A 21,570-nucleotide genomic window follows, 5' to 3' on the forward strand; every position below is an offset into this window, starting at 1 on the left:
TATCACGCCATAGAGGCGACGTATTCATCGATAATAGAGTCCGCATCACCAATGGCTTTCAGCCGGTGGTTCTCTACCCAAATTACTTTATCACACACTTTTTTAACATCAGTCATGCTATGACTGACAAATAAAATTGTCACACCTCTTTCTTTAAATGCTTTAATCGTATTAATGCATTTTCTTTGAAACGAAATGTCACCAACAGCCAAGACCTCATCAATGATTAAAACATCTGGATCTACTTGGCTGATTACGGAAAAACCTAATTTTGCTAACATACCGCTAGAATAGACACGAATAGGCTCATCGATAAAACTACCTAACTCAGAAAACTCAATAATTTTATCGAGCTTTTTATAGACTTCAGAGCGCCTTAATCCTAAGAGTGTCGCATTTAATATTATATTTTCGCGTCCAGTTAACTCAGGATGAAATCCGCCTCCCAGTTCAAGCATGGATGCAACACGACCTTTGACCTTTACTTCCCCTTTACTAGGTTTTAACACTCCAGCTACCAAGCCTAAGGATGTACTCTTACCTGCGCCATTACGGCCAATCAGTGCAACCGACTCACCTTTGTTAACGGTAAAAGAAATATCTTCAATAGCTAAGTATTTACGTCCTTTTAAGAGACTCATTGCTCTCTTAGGGTGAAATAAAAGATCTTTAATACCAGAGCCGATATGGTGATAAAGTGGGTATTCTTTTGTAACGTTGGAAAATTCGATGACAACTGACATCATAATATCTCTGCAAAACGGAATTTGAGTTTATTAAACACCCACATACCAATGGCTAACACAACAATACCAGACGCATATAAATATGCCATATTCATATAATCAAGCTGACCATTCATGAAAAGGTCACGCCAAGCAAGGATCATATTTGCTAAAGGATTATAATCTATAATCCATTTGTATTGTTCCGGTATCATATCAGCTCCATACAAAATAGGAGTACAATAGAAGAGTAGCATTATCCCTAATGTTACAAAACGTTCAAGATCCCTAAAGAAAAGATTCAATGTTGAAAAAATCAAAGAAAAACCGAAGGTTATGATTATCTGACCAATTGCGATAATTGGAATACCCCACAACCAAACGATAGATGGAGACATGCCATAAATAAATAGAAACATCGCAATCACAGGGATCGTGCATAAAAAATGCAATCCTTCCATCATTACATTACTTAATGGAATAACAGAGCGTGGAAAGACTGTTTTCTTAATTATTTGAGCATTTGCAAGAAATGAAAACAGTGAGTTGGTCGCAGAACTTGCAAACCATTGCCAAGGAAATAAGCCCGTTATAAGAAATACCGTGTAGTTAGGTATCTGCACTCTCATTACTAATTTAAAAATAAAATAATATATCATTGCAAATAGCAATGGATTTGCAATCGACCATAAGTAACCGAACACACTGCTTTTGTAACGGACCTTAAGATCTTTGTTTGTTATAACAACAAGTAAATCGTACAGATATCCTAAATTATACTTCATCATCAATGCTCATTAGACATGCCTGCTATAATGCATGAATCCAGTTCAATTAGTAAAAAAAGGGTACGCTACCGCCCTTGGCTCAGAGAAACCAAATACCTCACCACTAGTCCCGTTGCTGGCATAGCATAGCTCTATGCACTCGCATTGTTGTCAATATGACGTAAATAGCTACTTTTACACATGACTTAGCATAAAATCCCCACCAAAGTCATGTTGTCAAGAAATTTTCTAATAATTGTAAAGTCTCGATTATCACAAATTATCAATTGGTTACAACACTCATTCGTTTGATGATAAAATGCTCAAGTAATCAATGAATTTGACAGTTCATTATAGACTTTTCTTACTCACAATCCAGCTTAACGTAGCTTTTTGAACAATAAACATACAGACAATGAATATCTCTTTGCTCGTAACTGCAATGGCTGGAACAAAGTTGTTTCGCATGAAACTCACAAAGACTACCTACAAACATCTTTTGCTCAATGTTCGTTATCCAAGATACCAGTTCGGATTCAGCACGCTTGAGCACCATAAACTGTTCACTGATTTCAATCGTTAAGAATCATCGCATTCATCCCACTCTTTTGCTTTTAAGAACTAAAAGTAACTGGTTTCAGTCTGAACGTGAGCAGCAGCCTGTCAAAGTGCAGAATCTCAAACAAAATAAGAATGAAAAATCAAGGTATTTACTTTAAGTTTATAGCCACCCGCATTGCTCCATCCGGCTATCACATAGTCGTCAATGAAAATGTGAATGATTACAACAATGTTCACCTTGGACACTTCTAACTTAAGCAAACAGAATCAAAAGCGCTGCGTTTAAAAATTGCTCGTATTAAACGAACCGTGTTAAGCATATTGTATGCACATGAAAAAACGATTTCGTGTTCTGGCTTACCCCAGAGCAGAATCCCCTTTACAGCTATGGTGAATCAAGGCTCGTAGCCCCTCCAGTACATGCCGCCCCAGCAGCCCATGACATAGGCCGTACTCTTTTACCACTTAAGCCTCGACCAGTACTCCTTCATCGTACATACCCCGTTTCCAATTTGGATATGTTCGGTTTAAGCCCCACAAATTTATAGTGGGAATGACCTCATCAGCGTTGGCAACCATTATAAAAGAAGCCCTCTTGATGAGGGCTTTATCACATATCACCGCCCAAGCAAAGCGGCGCGAAAAACGTCACAGAAACTAACGTTCAATCATTACCAAACAGATCGCGGGTATACACCTTCTCTTTCACATCAGCCAATTCTTCCGCCATCCGGTTAGAAATGATGACATCCGCTTCTTGCTTAAATGCATCCAAATCGCGTACAACGCGGGAATTAAAGAATTCATCTTCTTTCATCGCAGGTTCATACACAATCACTGGAATGCCTTTCGCTTTGATTCGTTTCATAATCCCTTGAATCGAAGATGCGCGGAAATTGTCGGATCCTGACTTCATGACGAGGCGATATACCCCAACCACTTTAGGCTTGCGGGCCAGGATGGAATCGGCAATAAAATCCTTGCGGGTACGGTTAGCGTCAACAATCGCACCGACGATGTTATTTGGCACAGACGCATAATTTGCCAGCAGTTGTTTAGTATCTTTCGGGAGGCAATATCCACCATAACCAAAAGATGGATTGTTATAGTGATTACCGATGCGCGGGTCCAGGCACACACCTTCAATAATCTGGCGGGAGTTTAGGCCCAGGCTTTCCGCATAGCTATCCAGCTCGTTGAAATAAGCCACGCGCATCGCGAGGTAGGTGTTCGCGAATAGCTTGATAGCTTCGGCTTCGGTCGAGTCGGTGAACAGCGTCGGGATATCCTTCTTCACTGCCCCTTCCTGCAGCAGCGAGGCAAAACGCTCGGCGCGCTCAGAACGTTCGCCGATAACGATACGCGACGGATGCAGGTTGTCGTACAGCGCACGGCCTTCGCGCAGGAATTCCGGTGAGAAGAAAATATTGTCGATACCCAGTTTTTCTTTAATCGAATTGGTAAAGCCTACCGGAATGGTAGATTTGATAACCATCACCGCGTTGGGGTTGATTTCAACGACGTCACGGATAACAGACTCAACGCTGGACGTATTGAAATAGTTCGTTTTGGGATCGTAATCGGTCGGGGTGGCGATGATCACATAGTCTGCATCGCGATAAGCATCGCGCTTATCAGTGGTCGCACGGAAATTCAGCGGTTTGGTCGCCAGATACTCTTCGATCTCTTTATCTACGATCGGCGACTGTTTCTGATTCAGCATGTCGACCTTGGCCTGAACGATATCCAGGGCCACCACTTCGTGGTGCTGGGCGATCAGAATGCCGTTCGACAGGCCGACGTAACCTGTTCCTGAAATAGTTATCTTCATTCGCTCTGTAACTTCTTCCGGTTAAACATTTGAGGGTGAATGCATCACCACCGTGGGACCCAACGTTGTCGGATCGGCTTGCGGCCAGTATATCGCGAATTACCGTGTCGCCGCCTATCAGACCTGACTGAATGCTGTTTTCAGACAATAAAAAAGCCCGGAGATGCGCTCCGGGCCTGGCTTTACGGATGAACTAATTCAGATTAATCCAGCCATTCGGTGTGGAACACACCTTCTTTGTCAGTGCGTTTATAGGTATGCGCACCGAAGTAGTCACGCTGAGCCTGAATCAGGTTCGCTGGCAGTACCGCAGCGCGGTAACTGTCGTAGTACGCCACCGCGGCAGAGAAGGTCGGTACCGGAATACCGTTCTGCACAGCATAGGCCACGACGTCACGCAGCGCCTGCTGGTATTCATCAGCGATATTTTTGAAGTACGGCGCCAGCAGCAGGTTGGCGATGCTCGCGTTTTCAGCGTAGGCGTCGGTGATTTTCTGCAGGAACTGTGCACGAATGATGCAGCCTGCACGGAAGATCTTCGCGATTTCGCCGTAGTTCAGATCCCAGTTGTACTCGTCAGACGCGGCACGCAGCTGAGAGAAGCCCTGCGCGTAGGAGACGATTTTACCCAGGTACAGTGCGCGACGCACTTTCTCAACGAACTCTGCTTTATCGCCAGCCAGTTTAGCCTGCGGGCCAGTCAGCACTTTAGATGCCGCCACGCGCTGGTCTTTCAGGGAGGAGATGTAGCGCGCGAAAACGGATTCAGTGATCAGCGACAGCGGTTCGCCCAGGTCCAGAGAGCTCTGGCTAGTCCATTTACCGGTGCCTTTGTTCGCCGCTTCGTCGAGGATCACATCAACCAGGTATTTACCGTCTTCATCTTTTTTGGTGAAGATGTCTTTGGTGATGTCGATCAGGTAGCTGCTCAGCTCGCCTTCATTCCACTCGGTGAAGGTGGTTGCCAGCTCTTCGTTAGACAGGTTCAGGCCACCTTTCAGCAGAGAATAGGCTTCAGCAATCAACTGCATGTCGCCGTATTCGATACCATTGTGGACCATTTTCACGTAATGACCCGCACCGTCAGCACCGATGTAGGTTACGCAAGGCTCGCCGTCTTCCGCCACAGCGGCAATTTTAGTCAGGATAGGCGCAACCAGCTCATACGCTTCTTTCTGGCCGCCAGGCATGATGGATGGGCCTTTCAGCGCGCCCTCTTCACCACCGGACACGCCGGTACCAATGAAGTTGAAGCCTTCAGCTGACAGCTCACGGTTACGACGAATGGTGTCCTGGAAGAAGGTGTTACCACCATCAATGATGATGTCACCTTTATCAAGGTAAGGTTTCAGGGAATCGATGGCAGCATCGGTGCCCGCGCCTGCTTTCACCATTAACAGGATACGACGTGGGGTCTCAAGAGACTCGACGAACTCCTTGACCGTGTAGTGAGGAACCAGCTTTTTGCCTGGATTCTCAGCGACAACTTCTTCGGTTTTTTCACGGGAGCGGTTGAAGATAGAGACGGTATAACCACGGCTTTCGATGTTGAGCGCCAGGTTGCGCCCCATCACAGCCATACCGACTACGCCGATTTGTTGCTTGGACATTTTATACTCCTGTCAAGTGATCTGCCTAGCACATACGCTACTCTGAAAATTCTTGAGTATACTAACGCAAAACACGTCATGTAAGCCATCACTGATGCAAGTGTATATCGTTACTCACTTGACATATTTTTCTTTAAATCATAAAGAACCCTGTATAAAATGACTTTTTTTAATCTTACTGTTACTTACTATTGGGTATCTATACAGCTTCTTCTTAAGTCAAGGAATGTGAATGTCCTCTAATTCTTTCGATGCTATCGACATAAATGTCCCTATTGTGGTCGATTTAGACGGTACACTGTCAAAAACAGATACTTTGCATGAAGGCATCGTATCGGTTTTTTTAAGAAAACCGCAGAAAATCATCGGGTTAATATTCTCTCTCTTTAAAGGGAAAACTGCGTTTAAAGAATATGTAACAAAAACCATAACTCAAAATGCCGAAACTTTTTGTTATAGGTATAATTTTATTGATTATTTGAAAAGAGAAAAGCGTCATGGACGAAAAATCCATCTCGTTACTGCATCAAATCAAAAAATAGCTGACTCAGTACAGAAACACCTCAATTTCTTTGATAGTGTAAAAGGTTCCGATACTGAATTTAATCTTAAAGGTGTTAACAAACTTAGTTGGCTCAAAAAACATTTTCCTCATGGTTTTATTTATTGCGGTGACCATAAAGTAGACCTTCCTATTTGGAATGATTCTGTTGGTGCTATTCTCGTTGGAGAAGGTACACGTTTTAAATCCAAAATTAAACAGGAAATCCCTTCTCTTCTATTTGAAGACCCAAAGGTCAATATTTTAAAAGTTTGGTTAAAACAACTCAGAATTCATCAATGGGCAAAAAATATTCTCATTTTCGTGCCATTATTTTTAGCTCATGAAGTAACCAATACTCATGCACTAACCCGCACTATACTGGCTTTCATTGCATTTGGCTTCATTGCTTCCGCAACCTATATTATCAATGACATAGCAGATCTTGATGCGGACCGTCAACATAAAACAAAAAGAAATAGGCCTATTGCTAGCGGGAATATATCCCTTCTTCATGGGCTAATTGGGACTGTGTTCTTAATATTAATAGGCAGCACGCTATCAATATATATTTCCACTGGGCTAACGCTCTGTATTGCTCTATATGTTGTTCTAACTTTAGGTTATTCCTTCAAACTGAAGAGAATACCGATGCTAGATGTTGCAGTGATTGGTTTTCTTTTCACTTTGCGAATTATAATGGGTTCTATATTGAATGAATTACCCTTGTCGCCATGGCTAAATTCATTCTCAGCCCTGCTATTTTTCTCATTAGCATTAGCTAAAAGACATGTTGAGATACTTAAATCAGACCAAAGTGTCACGGATAAAATTGGTGGACGCGGTTACCATTATTCCGATTGGCCTTTAACTTTAGTTTTTGGTATTAGTAGCGCTGTATGTTCTATTTTGATAATGTTACTCTTCTTGACGCAAGAGGCGATGATACAGTTGAATTACTCATCCCCTAAATGGTTACTCATAGAACCAATCTGTGTTTTCCTCTGGGTAATAAGAATATGGTTCTTGAGTCATCGAAAAATATTATCTGATGATCCAGTAATTTTTGCTATCAAAGACAAAACAAGCATATTTTTAGGTATGATTGTTATACTAAGTTTTATAGTCGCAAGCTATTGCTAAGAAATGGTGAATAATGAGTTTATTAGTCCTAGTATTGGCGCTAACAAGCGTTTCTCTCAATGCTTTTGCACAAGTTGCATTAAGAAAAACAATGCTGACAATTCCAGCGCTACCAGAAACTATAACAGGTTATTTTGGATTTGGCATACAGTTATTGATGAATCCATGGTTTATTGTGGGGATGAGTTGTTACGTTTTCAGTATAGGTTTATGGATGGCTGTTTTAGGTAAAGTGGAAGTGAGTTTAGCTTATCCGCTATTATCCTTTGGATACATTATCGCTGCTGCGATCGGTTATTTTTTCCTCAAAGAAGATGTAAACACAATGCGAATCATTGGATTATCACTCATCTGCGTGGGAATAGTATTTATTTCAAGGAGTGCATGATGCGTCATATTATAACAGGTGGTAGTGGATTTACAGGTAGCGTATTAACACGCCGCTTACTTGAAAGAGGTAAAGAGGTCATCAATTTAGATATTCGTGAACAACCTATTATTGCTTTGCGGAGGAATGTATGTTTTGTTCATGGTGACGTAACCGATAATGAAACTCTTAAGAAACTTAATTTAAAAGAAGACGATGTCATTTATCACTTGGCTGCCAGGCAGTTTGCTGATGCTGTACCAAGAACAGATCGTGAAGGTTGGTTTAATGACGTAAATGTTCGTGGTACAGAGTCTGTTGTTAAAATAATGAAACAGACAGGATGCCATAAATTGGTTTTCTTTTCGACGGATATGACGTATGGGGTTCCGTCCGTTTGTCCTGTACCTCCAAGTCATGCGCAAAATCCTCTCGGGCCATACGGGAATAGTAAAATTCTGGCAGAACAAGTTATTCGTGCAGAAAATTGCATTAATGCAACAATATTCAGGCCACGTTTGATCACAGGCCCTGGTCGACTAGGGATTTTAGGTAAGTTATTTAAATTAATCAAACATAACTTACCTGTTCCAATGATTGGTAGCGGTAATAATCGATATCAAATGGTGAGCGTTGAAGATTGTGCATTAGCAGCCGAACTTGCGGTTAAAAACGCATGTCCAAACATCAATCTTAACTTAGGCTCAACTGCTCCTCCTACAACTAAGGAATTGCTTGCAGGTATAATTAAACATGCCAATTCTAAATCTACTTTACTTCCTTTACCTGCAGGGCTATTAAAAACCTTGCTATCGTCCATGGATAAATTAGGATTAACCTTGCTTTATCCTGAACAATTTGGAATAGCAGATAAAAACATACTTCTTGATACATCATTAACATATGAAACTCTCGGATGGACAACATCTAAATCGGACATTGTTGCCATGTGTGAAGCATATGATTCTTTTTTAGGACTAAATAAGCCACCTGCGTAGTAGCGCTAGTTTCAATATAGCCCCTGAAAAGGGGCTTTCCCTCCAGACCAAAATGGCTCTGTCATTTTAATTTCTCTATACCTAGTCATCTTGGTACCAGACATACTGTCGGATTTGTTTATTTTCACCTATAAAGCACACATATATAATCTTTCCCAGAAGAGATTTACCTGCTGCTTTAAGGAACAAATACTTGTTTTAGTTCCATAAGCTTTATCCATATTAGAAACTCAGTCATGTCGATGCCGAGTAGCTAGTGAAAGATTTGGCATTTCAGCAATATACTCCTCTAGCTAATACTCTCCAGCTGTCATGATTAGTAGCTGTGCCTACCACTTCGCAATTGCGTTGTGCAAGTTTAAGTAAAAATATTTATAGTGGACACTGAGCTGTTATTTCAAAAGTCATAACTCTTACTTCTAATTTTTTCGATAACTCTATCTGTATCTATTATGACATTTAATTTTATATATAATTAAATTATCCTGACTGCGCTAATGGTCATTTATTTACAAATATCGCAACCAATAAAAAATCAATCATCAATTTTCACTATAGAGGATAGCTTAGAGATACTTTACCCTTAACTTCATATTGTAAAAAACCACCTGCATAGCAGTTGTCTTTGAAAAAGCTCTCCCTAAAAGAGGGCTTAAACACTACCCTTCCAGTCCCAGATGTATTTGTCTTTCTTCTTCCTCTTTGGCTACCTTGTCCTGGGACCGTACATATCGTCGGATGATTTCTTCGTTTGCCCCTACTGAATCCACAAAATATCCTCTTTGACAAAAAGTGACTACCCCAAAGCTTGTACTTCCTGAGATTAAGAAACTTCGCGAACAGCCTGATGGCCATTCGGCCCTTCACAAATCCCATTAACTCGAAAACACTTAAACTTCTTGGGGTTCTGACAACCAGATGTATATGATCTATTTGCACATTTAGTTCTACCACCGTGCATTTCTTCATGCTGCAGTAGATGTAGATACTACGATAAAGCTCTTTACCAAAGTTGCCCTTGAGGATTTTGTATTTGTACTTCGGGGCCCATACGAGATGATACTGACAGCGATAGAACGATAGAATACGTGGGAAGCGGATTCATATCTGCTCATGCTATTTACTCCTTGATTTGCTGGTAACAAAACGGAGCAGTATTTAGTATGGGCATTCTACAGGCAAAGCTTCACATGAACGATCACCCTCGATAGGCGGTGGTTTAAGATTGATAAAAAATATGCCATCAACATTGTCAATGGCATAAGCGTTTACTCTCCCCCCATGGTTTATAAATTATTTTTGGGAATATAACTTACTTTCCTAGAGAGAACAGTTGTAGCTACAATTAATAACACACCTAATAAGAATATAGGAACAGCATATTTCCACGAAGATGGTTTATATCTAATCTCAAGGATCCCACCTTTATTAACATCAACGTATGGAATAAAACCAGCATATATCTGGAATGGAATTTGTTTCCCATTCATATAAACACTATATCCTTTCCAACCTACTCTAGAAAAATAATATCGCCCGCCTTCATATATTTTATATTTATCTAAATTATTTCCTCGATCAATAACTGAAACCCGAGAACCCCTTTCAGAATTAACACCAGCACCAGTCAAAGCATCGTTTTCATAATGGATAAACCCTTTGTTTTCTGTACGAACATATCCACAACTAGCTAATTTATTTTGTAACCGAAGATTATCATTCCCTTTATTAATTATAAACAATGAAACATCGAGCTTATTCAAAATACACTGATAACGACCATCAAAATCATTTGAAAGATTGTTTACTAACATCTCCATATCAAATATGGCATGAGCTGTATAATAATGGAAAATATCAATAATAGCTTTATTTCCAACTGGGGAATATCCATTTACAGATGAAATGTTATACCATTGTAGATTCGCACTGCTTGTTTTTTCATAGCTATCTGCGTACCCATGAACGCCAGTTGCGACTAATATCCTTCCGGATAAGTTAGGTACATCTATTCTATTTTTTATAGTGTTTGATGCTAAATATCCGTTAGCCAACGTAGTACAGTTATTTTTAAAAATTAAAAGCGGTAAAATCAACGATATCAATACGATGCATATTGGGTTCTGCCATAGTTTTTTATATGTCAGCACATACATAATCAATGTTGTAGAAATAACCAGTAAAAAATAAACACGCCTATCAGGCAGATCACCTTTTAACCAAGATAAAATTGCTGTCAATAGAATTACAGTGGTAATTATATTAATGAATTTTTTTGATACGCTCCATCCTGTACTCCCAATAATTGATGCAGCAAATATTAAAAAATATGAGAAAAATGGGAGATATCTAAATTGCCATCTTGTAGGGCCTAATTGCTGAGGTAACTGGGTTAATATGAAAAAGATACCAGCAAGAATTAAAAATGGATACGCTGTGGATGGGATTTTTTTGTTTACAAATGCATTCCATATTATAATTCCTGGAATGATACCGATAAAGCCGATAGCTATTGGCCAATATCTATACCCTCCAAATGTATTAATATAACCATTATAAAATGGATTAAATCCCATTAAAATCTGATCCCAACTGGGACTTAAAAAATTACCAAAGTTATTTACCCCACCTGGTCTATCCAAATAGCCTCCATTAGCCACATATTCCGAAAATGCAGGCGTAACTATAAATACACATCCTAACAAAATCATTGCATATAATATTTTTTGCTTCAACGCGAGACCAGGCATAAAACCGACATAAATAATCAAGAATACAGCATACGCTATAATTGCATGAGGCCATCCTGAAAGGAAAAGAAACACTACTGATAAACAATTTATTAAAACGGATCTTACTGTATTTGTTCTAATAAAATAAATAGTCGACGCGACGCTCATTAAAAACCAAGCATGGCCACTAAGCCCGTTATACCAAGACGCCGCGTATATATATACAACAATCGGATTGATAGTTATAGATGCAGCAGCTATAAAACTAAGTGAGTTATTATTACTCAATTGTTTTGCTGCCCACAATGACGCAAAAGAAATAATAAATAAATTAACAAAAACTAAAAAATATGATGTTAAATTCATATTTTTTACTAATGCAGTGAAGATGGAAGCAACAATATTTGTTGGTAAAAATATTGCCCTATCAATATCCACAAGCATATTATCGCCGATTAGTGTTTTGTTAATGATAATCGGAACTTCACCATTCAGCCATGACCGTCCCTGTTGCATTAAATTCGGCAAATAGCTATTATTTGCATCATCTATATGGAAAAATGATGGAAATCCAATTAAGAAAACAAACATAACTGTTGCAGTTATAAATAATGCTTGTGTTATGTTATTCTTCAAGATTTGCTGTATATATTTCATTCCAATCTCAATAAATGTATGAGTTAACCCGACAAAACATACTAACTTTCGTTTGAATTTTGGACTAGCATTTCACACTTAGTAGCAAATGCGTGTCATATAAAACGATAAAATACCCAAAATAAATATTAATGACTAATAGACAGATGGTTCAATAGAAAATATTTATAATGATTTATTACGATAAATATTAGAAAAAATACCGCCGCCATGGAAATCTTGCATCAATGACGGCTTTTACTACTTCAAAGATCCAAAAAAATTATTTAGCTCAACATTTTCTCGAGACTTTTACGAAAAGCGACACCATCCTTCAAATTCCGCAACCCATACTGCACAAACGCCTGCATATACCCCATCTTCTTCCCGCAGTCGTAGCTCTCACCCGTCATCAGCATCGCATCAACAGACTGCTTATTCGCCAGTTCGGCGATCGCATCCGTCAGTTGAATTCGGCCCCATGCCCCCGGCACGGTCTTCGCCAGTTCAGGCCAGATATCGGCGGAAAGTACATAGCGGCCTACGGCCATCAGATCGGATTCCAGCGTCTGCGGCTGGTCAGGTTTTTCGATAAAATCAACGATACGGCTAACTTTACCTTCGACATCCAGCGGCTCTTTCGTTTTGATGACGGAGTATTCAGACAGGTCGCCCGGCATACGTTTCGCCAGCACCTGGCTACGCCCGGTTTCGTTGAAACGCGCCACCATGGCGGCAAGGTTGTAGCGCAGCGGGTCGGCGCTTGCGTTGTCCAGCACGATGTCCGGCAACACAACCACAAACGGGTTATCGCCGACAATCGGATGTGCGCACAGGATAGAGTGCCCCAGGCCCAGCGGCTGCGCCTGGCGAACGTTCATTATGGTCACGCCAGGAGGACAGATAGATTGAACTTCAGCCAGCAGCTGACGCTTCACGCGCTGCTCAAGCAGTGCTTCCAGTTCATACGAGGTATCGAAGTGGTTTTCCACCGAGTTTTTCGATGCGTGTGTGACCAGAACGATTTCTTTGATCCCTGCAGCAACCACTTCGTCGACGATGTACTGAATCATCGGCTTGTCAACGATCGGCAGCATCTCTTTAGGGATGGCCTTCGTGGCAGGTAGCATGTTCATACCCAATCCCGCTACCGGAATGACTGCTTTCAAATTAACCATTATCTTGTCCACCTATATATCGGTTGATGAATTATAGCGATTAAACATGTTTAATCCACTCTGTTTTGTCATAGTACTGATTTGAGTCAGGATGATCCCTGGATGTAATCCGATAATTCAGTGGATTGCCGTGCTCAGCGGCGCGGCAGCGCAAAGTTGAGGCGTTCTGTGTTGACAACATGCTGATCGACCCGATCAATATCCACCGCCGCCTGCCCTTTCTCATTCACCGCCCTCACGTTCGCCAGCGACAGCAGCGTATCCTGCTTCGCCATAAACTTCCCACGCACATCCTTGCGTAAATCGAAGTTCAGCTTCAGCGCAGGCCCACGAGAGGAGAGTTGCATCACGTTGATGTTCCTCAAAAAAATGTGTTGCGGTTTGTTATGAATCTCCAGCGAAGCGTGCTTCATGGACAGGTTGGTGATAGAGACAAACGAGGGGTTGTTACCTGAGGAAATTTGAATACCGCGGACCGTATAGGCCAAAGCACTGTTGTCCATCTGTATATTATTCAGGCGGAAGTTTTGCGGTATCGACAAATAATTGCCTTTGATAACACCGTAGCCAATCAGCATTCCCGCGCTATTAACCATATCGACACCATCAATAACGAAATTATCACAGCCGTAGATCGCCACCGTGGCGTTATCTATTCCCGCCTGCTTGCTGAATTCCGGCGTGATATTGCTGGCTTTCACATTACGTATAATAAAGTGTTTGCCGTTTTCCACGTGCACCAGCTGGCGGCAGTTGCTGCCGGTGATGTTGGCGACGACAAAGTTTTTCACCGCCTGCTCTTCCGGGTAGCCATTATCGTAGGTGCTGCCGGCCAGGCCGATCCCGATGCCCCAGTTGACCTTACCGTTGGTGCAGTCGATATGGTCGATGACGTGGTCGGAGATAAGGATATTGCGGTCGTTAATCGCCACGTTCCACTCAATGGCGTCGCCCTGCAGATAGCTGAAGTGGCAGTGGGTGATGTTCACATCAAGCCACTGATTATGGTAGCCCTGACGCAGAATACCGTAATTGGCTTTGGTGATGGTCAGGCGGGTAATGGTCAGGTTACGCAGCGTACGCTTGTCTTTCCCGCCGATGAAAATCTGCGCCACCGGGCCGTAGCCGCTCATCGTCAATCCAGCAATCGTACAATCACTGCCACGGACGTCCAGCGTAATGTTGTAAAGGCTGGCTTCACCACTGCCGATCACCTGGCAGCCCTTTTGCAGGATAAAGCGCCCGCGCCCGTTACCTTTCAGGGCACCAGCAACCGCCAGCGTTTTTCCCGGCGGCAGCGTAATCGCCGTATTGATATTGTCGACAACCACCCCCGCCGGCACGTTGACCGTGTCGGCCTGCGCGAAGGCCTCATTGAACGCGCGGATCCAGTCGCCATTGTGTACGTAGTCACGTATGTCCACTGCCGAGCGCTTCTCGGCGGCACGCGCGCCGGTTGCTGAAAGTACCGGTAAGGCCGCGGCAAGCGTTGCCCCGGCGGTAAGGAAGTAACGTCGGGTTAAGGTGTGCATAGCGCCTCCTTAGCAAAGCGTCTGCAGCAGGCTGGCAAGCTGCCGGTTAATCACCTGCTGATTAAAATCGGTTTCGACTTTCTCACGTGCGCGCGCCAGCACCGGCTGGAGGCTGTGCGCATCCATCCGGCCAAGTGATTGCAGTTTGTCCGCCAGCGCCGTGGCGTCGTACTCCTCCACCAGCCAGCCAGAATGACCGGAGTCAATCAGTTCCGGGATGCCGCTGTGGACCGTCGACAGCACCGGGATCCCCACCGCCATCGCCTCCATGAGCGCCACCGGAATACCTTCCATATCGCCATCGGCCCCCGTTACCGAGGGCAGCAGGAAGACGTCAGCTTCATCAAGCAGCATTTTCACTTCATGACTGGGCTTAAAACCCGGCATTTCTACGTGATCTTCCAGCTGATACTGTTCAATCAGGGTGCGCAGACGGCGCTCCCACGGCCCGATGCCGAGGATGCGATAGCGAAAGTTGACGCCACGCTCTTTCAGCTGACGGCAGGCCTCAATCGCTACATGTAGCCCCTTTTTCTCAGTCAGACGCGCAACGGAGAGTATCTGCAAGCAGCCATCGGGCGCTTTTAGCGGGCGCAGCGAGAAGCGGTCCATGTTTACGCCCATTCTTGATACGGTAATTTTATCCGTCGGGCAGCCCATCGCCTGCAGCCGGTCGGCCCACAGTTGGCTGATGGGCAACATCATGTCGCCGCGGCGGAACAGCTGCTGATATTCGCTGGTGTAGTGGTTCAACACTCCGCGGCTTGAGATATCAATACCGTGAAAGACGGTGGCTATCTTCCCGTCGATCACCCCCAGTTCGCGCAGCTTGGCGGCGGTCACTCCTGCCGGGCCAAAGTGGGCGATGTAAACATCGGCGACAATCGGCGCGGGCGTGCGGCTACAGATAGAAGAGAGGATCAGGTTGCGCGCCTCCTGCCCGTAGCGCCGCGCGTTTAACGCCCGCCAGACGGCGGGACGGTGTAAACTGCGCAACGTGCTGAACGCGCGATAGCGTAGCTTCTCCAGCGCCGTTGACGGCTCATCCTGTAACCAGCGAACTTTGTCCGCCAGTTGATATTGGGTATAAGCCGCATGAGTGTTGGTCAGGTCGCCCTTTTGTAGGGCGACAATCTCCACCTCATAACCCATCTCGATAAACGCCACGATCTGGTTTAAGACAAACGTCTCAGACGATAAAGGGAATTTCAGCAGGAAGAAGCTGACTTTCATCGGCCCTCCCGGATGCGGTTCAGCACCGATTCAATCATGGTGAAGCCCTTCTGGCGTTCCCCCTCCACCGCCGCGGCGACTTTCTCGCCCAGCGCCGGAAGCTGGTTGAGAATATCGCCCACCACGCCTTGCATCGAGCCGTCGAGCAGGTGACGAATGTCGATGGCCATCTCAGGCATACCCAGCTGCTGCATAATGCCCGCTGATTTGTGCTCGTAGTTAATGGCAATCGCCGGCGTGCCGAAGTTCATCGAGATAATCGCCGAGTGCAGGCGGGTACCGATAGTCAGTTCGCAGGAGGCAAGAATTTTGCCAATCTCCACGTCATTAAGTTCGTCCATGGCGATATGGAAATGCTCGCGGTTTTTGACGTACTGCGCCATGCGCAGCGCGACCATGCGGTCATCGCGGTTGTAGCGGTCGATACTGGTACAGGTAGAAAGCGCCAGCACCTGATAACCGTCGTCAATCATACGGTTCACCACCTCGGCAAACGCTTTCTCATAAGCCTGCTGGGTGGTGCCCAGACGTTTATCAAACGGCTCCAGCTCGCGCAGGGTGATCGCCACGGTTTTACGCTGTGCGGTCAGGTTCAGCCAGTGTTGTACCGCGTAACTGGGTTCGAAACTGTCGTTACGGTGCTCAACCAGCCAGGCGGTATCCACGCCCTGCTCTACTTTGCTGGTATCAATTTGCGCTTTCGCCATCAGTTCACGGCTCACGGTTTCACGCAGAATCAAGGCGTTAGTGCGGCCAAAGACGTAGTTTGCCAGCTCGTTGAAGTCCGGGTTCTGGAACGGGCCAACGCTGTGGCCAATCATGTAGATAGGCTTGTTGGCCATAAAAGCGCACAGCGGGTACTCAAAGTGAGTCAAGCCGTAGAGATCGACGTAGTTCGACCCACCTACCTGAATAATCGCGTCATAGTTGCCAAGGAAACGCACAAACTCATGAAACTCTGGCGCAATTTCAAAGTTGCGCAGTTTGCCTTCGCCGGTCACCTTGGCCAGCAGGATCTTGTGCTGGAAGCGGCGACGCAGCACTTTCTTCACGCGCCCGCTCACCCCTGCCGCCGCCTGCTGTTTCTGGCTCAGCTGATACAGCGGATCGGCAATAATCTCACGCCCCTGCAACCAGGAGGAACTGATCGGGAAACGGCTCATTACGTCCATTTCAACGTCCGGCTGCTGGCGAAGAATCGCATCGAGCAGGCCGCGCATAATCGCGCTGTCGCCGCGGTTGCCGCAGGTGTGGTTTCCCAAAATTAGTAATTTCATCATGGCCTCATCAAAAAGGGGTTCAAGCAAATCAATCAGGAACGCGTAATAACGTTTTCAGTTTTCCGCTCCGACAGAGCGGTTTTTTTAGTTCAAGCAACAGGCTGTGGCGCGACAGCATGATCACCAGCGCAAAGCTGACTACCCCAGCCAGCACCTGCATCGCCAGCAGCGCGGAGAGAGAAACGCTGCCTTCCAGCAGTCGCCCCACCGCGTAGCTTGAAATCAGCGTCGGCAGGGAGAGACGAAACGGCAGCCACAGGCTCTGCAGGTAATCGCGGTAGCCCGGCCCCAGCACCGGTTTAATCATCACGAAGTAGCTGAGGATGGTGTTGATGATTTGCACCAGCAGGAAGCCCAGCGTGACGCCAATCGCGCCGCCGAGCTGCCCGCCGATAATCACCGCAGGAATAAACAGGAAGGTCTTAAAGACGTTGAATTTAAAGCTGATATCCACTCGCGCTTTGGCCATCAACAGCGAACCGATCGGGTTGCCCACCGAGCGCAGCAGCCCCACCACGCACAGCAACTGGAGGATTGGCACGATGTGCAGCCATTTGTCGCCAAACACCAGCGGCACAAAGTTATTGCTCACCACCATCAGCCCCAGCAGCGCCGGGAAATTGATGATCCCCACCACCGACAGCAGCTTGTAGAAGTTCACTCGCAGCTTGTCGGTGTCGTCCTGAATCTTGGCGAACGCCGGGAACAGCACGCGGGTGATGATTGGGTTAAGCTTCATCGGCGGCACCACCGCCACGTTGTAGGCGAGGTTATAGCCCCCGGCCACGCTGGCGCCGAGGATGCGCGCGAGCGTCAGCGTCGACAGGTTAGTGTTGATGTAGTTAACAATACTGTCCGCCGTCAGCCATGCGCCAAAGCGCAGGTTAGGCATGACCGTGGTCAGCGAAAAATGCAGACCTGGACGATAAATCTTGCGGCCAAAATAGCCGAACAGCAGCGTACGTACGGCGCTGTTGACCAGATAACCCAAAATTGCGGTCATCGCCAGCGGCCAGAAGCAGGCGCTGATCACCGTAAAGGTAAAGCCCGACAGCACCGCTGCGGTCTCAATGGAGCCGATTTTGTTAAACTCCAGCTCTTTTTGCATCAGCGCACGAAATTGCTGACCGTGGGGGATCACCACGAAGGCCAGCGACAGCGTTTTGATCAACGGCGCGAGATCCGGGTTGTGCAGCAACCGCGCAATGGTATCGCTCAGCAGATACACCGCGGCAAACACCGCAATCCCCAGCCCGACGTTCAGCCAATAGAGCGTGGTCAGCTCAATCTGGCTGATGGCTTTACGCTGAATAATCGAGTTGGCGATACCAAAATCCGACAGCGTGTCCGCCAGCGCGATAATCACCAGCGACACGGTGAGCAGACCAAACTGATGGCCGTCAAACAGCCGCGCCAACACGGTCATCTGCGCCAGCCCCAGGCCAATAATCACCACCGTCGCCATCGCCGACCATTTCGCGCCATTGATGGTTTTTTCTCTCAGGCCCATGTCACTTCCTCAGTAGGCTGCTTTGTTGACAAAGCCTTTGAACACCGTCAGGAAGACGATCTTGATATCGAGCCACAGGCTCCACTCGCGGATGTATTCGAGATCGAACTCCACCCGTTTTTCCATCTTCTCGAGGGTATCGGTTTCACCGCGCCAGCCGTTGATCTGCGCCCAGCCGGTAATGCCAGGCTTCACTTTGTGGCGCAGCATGTAGCCTTCAATCAGTTGACGGTACTGTTCGTTGTGCGCCACCGCGTGCGGACGCGGGCCGACGATAGACATGCCGCCGGTGAGCACGTTGATAAACTGCGGCAGTTCATCCAGCGAGGTGCGGCGCAGGAAGTTGCCGACACGGGTCACACGCGGGTCGTTTTGCGTCGCCTGTTTCACCACCTTGTCGTTCTCCATGACCTTCATCGAGCGGAATTTCCACACTTTGATCGGCTTACCATCCATACCGTAGCGGGTCTGGCGGAAGATGATGGGGCCCGGCGAACTCAGCTTCACCGCCAGCGCGATGCAGCACAGCGCAGGCGAAATCAGCAGCAGAATGCCCAGCGCCAACACGATATCCTCCAGCCGTTTGATAATACGATTCACCCCGGAGAGCGGCGTGTCGTACAGCGGCACCAGCGGAATACCGTTCACCACCTCTACGCGTGAATGCAGGATGTTGAAGGTGAAAACATCCGGGATCAGCAGCACCGAGCAGGTGGTGTCGGCGAGAGAACGGACCACCTCTTTAATCTGGCTCTCTTCCTGCATCGCCATCGAGATGTAGACGTTGTGGATTTTGCCGCTGCGGGCATCGTCGAGCAGTTGTTCAAGATTGCCCATCCAGTCGGCGTTAACGCCGCCTGGTTTAGCATCGTAATAGCTGCCGACCACTTCATAGCCCAGCCACGGCTGGTTGCGGAAGCTTTCGAGCAGCGCCTGCCCTTCCGGCATATCCCCGGCGACGGCCACATAGCGGGTGTTATAGCCGCGATGGCGCAGCATGCCAGCGCCGTAGCGAATGAACGCGCGGCTCGCCAGCATGCCGATGGTGCTAATCAGGTACCACGCCAGCCACATGGTAAAGTTGGTATTAAAATCATCGTTAAACGCCAGCAGTCCGGCGGCAAACACCAGGCTCAGCGTCCAGTTCTGCAACAGCAGCAGCAATTCGGTGGTGATACGCACGCCGCGCCAGGAGCGGTAGAAATCGGTAATCCCGCCAATCATCTGGAAAACGACCAGCGTCACCAGCGCCATCAACAGATGGAGATATAAAAACGGCAACGCAACCGCCTGACACACCAGCCACAATCCCCCCAACATGATGGTGATGTCGGAAAAACGCTGCACCATGGAGATTAACGATGCATTCGTTTTAGCTCGTTCGCGCTTTTTTAGAGTCGTCATCGTTGGTCCTATTCGTCGTTTCCCCTCACCCCGGCCCTCTCCCCAAAGGGCGAGGGAGAAAAACCAATCCGCAGCCTGCACGTTCGGTTCCCTCTCCCCTCTGGGGAGAGGGTTAGGGTGAGGGGCAATAATTACTGATTAAGCAACGCCAGAATGTCCTGCGTTCGCGCCTGCATCAGCGGCGTATTTCCGCGAGACTCCACGTTCAAGCGCACCACCGGTTCGGTATTGGAAGAACGCAGGTTGAAGCGCCAGTCGGCAAACGCCAGGCTGATGCCGTCAGTACGGTCGATCTCCAGCGCGCTGCCGGCAAAATGTGCTTCCACGCGGGCAATCGCTTCTGACGGTGCCGCCAGATGACTGTTGATTTCACCGCTCGCCGGGAACGCCGCCATGCGGTCGCGTACCAGTTCACCCAACGTTTTGCCCTTCAGGCACAGCAGTTCGCTGACCAGCAGCCAGGGGATCATGCCGCTGTCGCAGTAGGCGAAATCACGGAAGTAGTGATGGGCGCTCATTTCACCGCCGTAAACCGCGTCGTCCTGACGCATGCGCTCTTTAATAAAGGCATGACCGGTTTTCGACATCACCGGCGTGCCGCCCGCAGCTGTGACCACGTCCACGGTGTTCCACGACAGACGCGGGTCGTGAATGATGCGCGCGCCGGGGTTCTTTTCGAGGAAGGCTTCCGCCAGCAGGCCGACGATGTAGTAGCCCTCGATAAATTGTCCTTTCTCGTCGAACAGGAAGCAGCGGTCGAAGTCGCCATCAAAAGCGATACCCATATCGGCACCGTATTTGATGACCGCATCGCGGGTATCCGCGCGGCACTCCGGCAGCAGCGGGTTAGGAATACCGTGCGGGAAGGTACCGTCCGGGGTGTTGTGCACTTTGATCAGACTCACCGGCACATTCAGCGCCTTGAAGCGGGCTTCCAGCGCGTCAATCACCGGGCCTGCCGCGCCGTTACCGGAGTTCACCACCAGCTTCAGCGGCGTCAGGTTTTGCACGTTGATGTAGCCCAGCAGATGGTCGATATAGGCGTCACGCAGGTTGATTTTCTGGTAGCTACCGCGCGCGGCCTCATTGACCGGTGGGAAGTCGTTGGCTTCCGCCAGGCGCTGTACGTCGCGCAGGCCGGTATCGCCGCTGATGGGGCGCGCGCCTTCCCGCACCAGCTTCATGCCGTTGTAATCCATCGGGTTATGGCTGGCGGTCACTTCAATGCCGCCATCAACGCCGAGATGGAAGGTGGCGAAGTAAATTTCTTCGGTGCCGGAAAGCCCGATATCGAGCACGTCAACGCCCGCGTCGCGCAGGCCATTGGCTAACGCCAGTTTCAGCGCCTCGCTGGTCAAGCGCACATCGCCGCCCAGCACGATAGTTTTCGGCTTCAGATATTCACCGTAAGCGCGGCCAATGCGCCACGCGATGTCTTCATTCAGCTCTTCGCCGAGCTTGCCGCGGATGTCGTAGGCTTTAAAACAGGTTAATTTCGTCATGTTTTTACCTTTCTTCAGGC

At 46.9% G+C, this 21,570-nt stretch carries 15 protein-coding genes and 1 pseudogene; 3 read left to right on the forward strand and 13 right to left on the reverse strand.

The genetic code is table 11. The annotated features are described in order from the left end of the window. Nucleotides 1-2: 2 nt before the first annotated feature. The 4 genes from K7B04_RS21010 to gndA form a co-directional block, all read right to left on the reverse strand. Nucleotides 3-743 carry an ABC transporter ATP-binding protein gene (locus K7B04_RS21010; protein ID WP_167577262.1) on the reverse strand — a complete coding sequence of 247 codons (741 nt, stop codon included), beginning with the start codon at nt 741-743 and terminating at the stop codon, nt 3-5. Then, nucleotides 743-1,510, reverse strand: a complete 768-nt coding sequence (locus K7B04_RS21015; RefSeq protein ID WP_167577261.1) for an ABC transporter permease — start codon at nt 1,508-1,510, stop codon at nt 743-745. Before K7B04_RS21015 ends, K7B04_RS21010 begins: the two co-directional genes overlap by 1 nt. A gap of 1,207 nt (nt 1,511-2,717) precedes the next feature. Then, nucleotides 2,718-3,884 (reverse strand): UDP-glucose 6-dehydrogenase, encoded by a 1,167-nt coding sequence (gene ugd / locus K7B04_RS21020; RefSeq protein WP_223802947.1) that lies wholly within the window; start codon nt 3,882-3,884, stop codon nt 2,718-2,720. 203 nt (nt 3,885-4,087) lie between these two features. Then, entirely contained in the window at nt 4,088-5,494 is a 1,407-nt protein-coding gene (gene gndA, locus K7B04_RS21025) for an NADP-dependent phosphogluconate dehydrogenase (RefSeq protein ID WP_001575891.1), read from the reverse strand. Between the two features lie 232 nt (nt 5,495-5,726). Between gndA and K7B04_RS21030 the strand changes: the two genes are divergently transcribed. From K7B04_RS21030 to K7B04_RS21040, 3 genes are read left to right on the forward strand one after another with little or no spacing between them, the layout of a single operon-like run. Next, nucleotides 5,727-7,178: a UbiA family prenyltransferase gene (locus tag K7B04_RS21030; protein ID WP_223802948.1), complete on the forward strand. Its 1,452-nt coding sequence runs from the start codon at nt 5,727-5,729 to the stop codon at nt 7,176-7,178. 13 nt (nt 7,179-7,191) lie between these two features. Continuing rightward, nucleotides 7,192-7,566, forward strand: coding sequence for an SMR family transporter (locus K7B04_RS21035; RefSeq protein ID WP_223802949.1), 375 nt, complete (start codon nt 7,192-7,194; stop codon nt 7,564-7,566). Further along, nucleotides 7,563-8,543, forward strand: coding sequence for an NAD(P)-dependent oxidoreductase (locus K7B04_RS21040; protein ID WP_223802950.1), 981 nt, complete (start codon nt 7,563-7,565; stop codon nt 8,541-8,543). The genes K7B04_RS21035 and K7B04_RS21040 overlap by 4 nt, the downstream gene beginning before the upstream one ends. Nucleotides 8,544-9,202: 659 nt before the next feature. Here K7B04_RS21040 and tnpA read toward each other — a convergent pair. The 9 genes and pseudogenes from tnpA to cpsG form a co-directional block, all read right to left on the reverse strand. Continuing rightward, nucleotides 9,203-9,658, reverse strand: a pseudogene (tnpA, locus tag K7B04_RS21045) (IS200/IS605 family transposase). Nucleotides 9,659-9,829: 171 nt separating this feature from the next. Then, entirely contained in the window at nt 9,830-11,932 is a 2,103-nt protein-coding gene (locus K7B04_RS21050; protein ID WP_223802951.1) for a hypothetical protein, read from the reverse strand. A 266-nt stretch (nt 11,933-12,198) separates the two neighbouring features. Beyond that, nucleotides 12,199-13,089, reverse strand: a complete 891-nt coding sequence (gene galF / locus K7B04_RS21055) for a UTP--glucose-1-phosphate uridylyltransferase GalF (protein WP_223802952.1) — start codon at nt 13,087-13,089, stop codon at nt 12,199-12,201. 134 nt (nt 13,090-13,223) lie between these two features. Beyond that, on the reverse strand, nt 13,224-14,621 hold the full coding sequence (gene wcaM / locus K7B04_RS21060) for a colanic acid biosynthesis protein WcaM (RefSeq protein ID WP_223802953.1): 1,398 nt from the start codon (nt 14,619-14,621) through the stop codon (nt 13,224-13,226). A 9-nt stretch (nt 14,622-14,630) separates the two neighbouring features. Further along, a complete protein-coding gene (gene wcaL / locus K7B04_RS21065) occupies nt 14,631-15,854 on the reverse strand; it encodes a colanic acid biosynthesis glycosyltransferase WcaL (protein ID WP_223802954.1) in 1,224 nt (407 codons plus the stop codon). Next, complete coding sequence (wcaK, locus tag K7B04_RS21070) at nt 15,851-17,131, reverse strand: colanic acid biosynthesis pyruvyl transferase WcaK (RefSeq protein WP_223804210.1); 1,281 nt, start codon at nt 17,129-17,131, stop codon at nt 15,851-15,853. Before wcaK ends, wcaL begins: the two co-directional genes overlap by 4 nt. A gap of 31 nt (nt 17,132-17,162) precedes the next feature. Then, on the reverse strand, nt 17,163-18,644 hold the full coding sequence (locus K7B04_RS21075) for an MOP flippase family protein (protein WP_223802955.1): 1,482 nt from the start codon (nt 18,642-18,644) through the stop codon (nt 17,163-17,165). A 9-nt stretch (nt 18,645-18,653) separates the two neighbouring features. After that, on the reverse strand, nt 18,654-20,048 hold the full coding sequence (gene wcaJ, locus K7B04_RS21080) for an undecaprenyl-phosphate glucose phosphotransferase (protein ID WP_001575921.1): 1,395 nt from the start codon (nt 20,046-20,048) through the stop codon (nt 18,654-18,656). A gap of 131 nt (nt 20,049-20,179) precedes the next feature. Further along, on the reverse strand, nt 20,180-21,550 hold the full coding sequence (gene cpsG / locus K7B04_RS21085) for a colanic acid biosynthesis phosphomannomutase CpsG (RefSeq protein WP_115735702.1): 1,371 nt from the start codon (nt 21,548-21,550) through the stop codon (nt 20,180-20,182). Nucleotides 21,551-21,570: the final 20 nt, after the last annotated feature.

This window comes from Kluyvera sp. CRP (assembly GCF_019930565.1).
Taxonomy (GTDB): domain Bacteria; phylum Pseudomonadota; class Gammaproteobacteria; order Enterobacterales; family Enterobacteriaceae; genus Kluyvera; species Kluyvera georgiana_A.

Bases quoted from the DNA above. Each gene is read 5' to 3' on its own strand.
- K7B04_RS21040 (WP_223802950.1), top strand. From the start codon at position 7,563: ATGATGCGTCATATTATAACAGGTGGTAGTGGATTTACAGGTAGCGTA.
- K7B04_RS21015 (WP_167577261.1), bottom strand. From the start codon at position 1,510: ATGAAGTATAATTTAGGATATCTGTACGATTTACTTGTTGTTATAACA.
- wcaM (WP_223802953.1), bottom strand. From the start codon at position 14,621: ATGCACACCTTAACCCGACGTTACTTCCTTACCGCCGGGGCAACGCTT.
- cpsG (WP_115735702.1), bottom strand. From the start codon at position 21,550: ATGACGAAATTAACCTGTTTTAAAGCCTACGACATCCGCGGCAAGCTC.
- galF (WP_223802952.1), bottom strand. From the start codon at position 13,089: ATGGTTAATTTGAAAGCAGTCATTCCGGTAGCGGGATTGGGTATGAAC.
- wcaJ (WP_001575921.1), bottom strand. From the start codon at position 20,048: ATGACGACTCTAAAAAAGCGCGAACGAGCTAAAACGAATGCATCGTTA.
- K7B04_RS21030 (WP_223802948.1), top strand. From the start codon at position 5,727: ATGTCCTCTAATTCTTTCGATGCTATCGACATAAATGTCCCTATTGTG.
- K7B04_RS21010 (WP_167577262.1), bottom strand. From the start codon at position 743: ATGTCAGTTGTCATCGAATTTTCCAACGTTACAAAAGAATACCCACTT.
- K7B04_RS21050 (WP_223802951.1), bottom strand. From the start codon at position 11,932: ATGAAATATATACAGCAAATCTTGAAGAATAACATAACACAAGCATTA.
- K7B04_RS21035 (WP_223802949.1), top strand. From the start codon at position 7,192: ATGAGTTTATTAGTCCTAGTATTGGCGCTAACAAGCGTTTCTCTCAAT.
- K7B04_RS21075 (WP_223802955.1), bottom strand. From the start codon at position 18,644: ATGGGCCTGAGAGAAAAAACCATCAATGGCGCGAAATGGTCGGCGATG.
- ugd (WP_223802947.1), bottom strand. From the start codon at position 3,884: ATGAAGATAACTATTTCAGGAACAGGTTACGTCGGCCTGTCGAACGGC.
- wcaK (WP_223804210.1), bottom strand. From the start codon at position 17,131: ATGAAATTACTAATTTTGGGAAACCACACCTGCGGCAACCGCGGCGAC.
- wcaL (WP_223802954.1), bottom strand. From the start codon at position 15,854: ATGAAAGTCAGCTTCTTCCTGCTGAAATTCCCTTTATCGTCTGAGACG.
- gndA (WP_001575891.1), bottom strand. From the start codon at position 5,494: ATGTCCAAGCAACAAATCGGCGTAGTCGGTATGGCTGTGATGGGGCGC.